Source organism: Campylobacter troglodytis (assembly GCF_006864425.1).
GTDB lineage: Bacteria > Campylobacterota > Campylobacteria > Campylobacterales > Campylobacteraceae > Campylobacter_D > Campylobacter_D troglodytis.
On the sequence record NZ_QHLI01000148.1, the window covers coordinates 1 to 1,369 of the forward strand.

Consider the following 1,369-nt stretch of genomic DNA (forward strand, 5'->3'; position numbering starts at 1 on the left):
ATGCGAAAATTCACAAAAAGGACAAAAAATGTTAGAAGGCATACTTAGAAAGAGTATCGGCAGAAAGGATGCTAAGTCCTTAAAGCGAGATGGTTATCTAATTGCTAACATCTATGGCAAGGGCTTTGAAAACATCCACGCTGCCTTTAAGGCAAATGATTTCATCAAAGAAGTGCGTAAAAAAACCTCGCTTATTTTTGAGGTGAAGATTGAGGAAAAAACACTTGAAGTGGTGGTGGTTGATTATCAAAAAGACCCAGTAACTAGCGATTTAAGGCATGTGGATTTAAAGGTGGCTCAAAAGGGGATTGTAAGCAAATTTATGGTGCCTGTTAAGCTAAAAGGACAGGCAATAGGCATTAAAAACAAGGGCGTTTTAATACAAAGCAAACGTCGTTTGAAGGTAAAATGCGCACCAGAAAATCTGCCAAATTTCTTTGAACTTGATGTTAGCAAGCTTGATGTGGGCGATGCCTTGATGGTGCGCGACATTGCCTTGCCACAAAATGTCAGCATCTTAGAGGCTGATAGGGTAGCTGTTGTGGGCGTAGAAAAGGCAAGATGACGCTTGTAGTGGGGCTTGGCAATGTTGGTGCTGAGTATGAGCTTACAAGACATAATGTAGGCTTTATGCTTGTGGATTTGATTTTAAAAGATTTGCCACACAGCAAAATTATGGGCGTTAAATTCAAAGGAGAGCTTTTTAAGGCAGGAGAAAACTTGTTTTTAAAGCCTTCAACCCTTATGAATGCCTCAGGGCAAAGCGTTTTAGCGGTGCGTGAGTTTTATAAATGCGATAAACTCATAGTCATACACGATGACATAGACTTAAATCTCGGCGTTTTGCGCTTTAAAATGGGTGGTGGAAACGGCGGACACAATGGACTTAAAAGCATAGACGCACTTTGTGGGGCAAATTACGCAAGGGTTCGTGTGGGCATAGGCAAGAAAGAGCCTGTGTCAAATTTCGTGCTTGGAAAATTTAGCTTTGTCGAGCTTGAAGCCTTAAAGCCCATTTTAGAGCAAGCAAAAAAGGGAGTCTTAGCCTTGCTAAATGAAGATGATCTAAACAAAATAGCCTCTATTTATAATCTTAAAAATCCTACAAGCCTTAACGAGCTTGAAGCTCAAAGCAAGGCGATTATGTGAATTTAAAGGGTTTTGTGAATTTTATGTTCTCATTGCGAGCCTTGCAATAGCAAGGTGCTTTTCATTTTTGTAAAAAGTATTTAGCTTAGATAAAATGTAAGCCTTGCAATAGCAAGGTGCTTTTCATTTTTGTAAAAAGTATTTAGCTTAGATAAAATGTAAGCCTTGCAATAGCAAGGCGAAGAATCCATTAAATTCAAGGTATTTCTTAATAACTTCG

The 1,369-nt window shown here is 39.0% G+C and carries 2 protein-coding genes; both read left to right on the top strand.

Features of this window, described 5'->3' with window-relative positions:
- Window positions 1-28: 28 nt before the first annotated feature.
- Entirely contained in the window at window positions 29-565 is a 537-nt protein-coding gene (locus DMC01_RS12465; protein ID WP_142694504.1) for a 50S ribosomal protein L25/general stress protein Ctc, read from the top strand.
- Window positions 562-1,149: an aminoacyl-tRNA hydrolase gene (pth, locus tag DMC01_RS12470; RefSeq protein ID WP_142694505.1), complete on the top strand. Its 588-nt coding sequence runs from the start codon at window positions 562-564 to the stop codon at window positions 1,147-1,149. Before DMC01_RS12465 ends, pth begins: the two co-directional genes overlap by 4 nt.
- The last annotated feature ends 220 nt before the right edge of the window (window positions 1,150-1,369 follow it).

What these genes read in the sequence shown, in the direction of transcription:
- pth (WP_142694505.1), top strand. Translation starts at nt 562, where the DNA reads ATGACGCTTGTAGTGGGGCTTGGCAATGTTGGTGCTGAGTATGAGCTT.
- DMC01_RS12465 (WP_142694504.1), top strand. Translation starts at nt 29, where the DNA reads ATGTTAGAAGGCATACTTAGAAAGAGTATCGGCAGAAAGGATGCTAAG.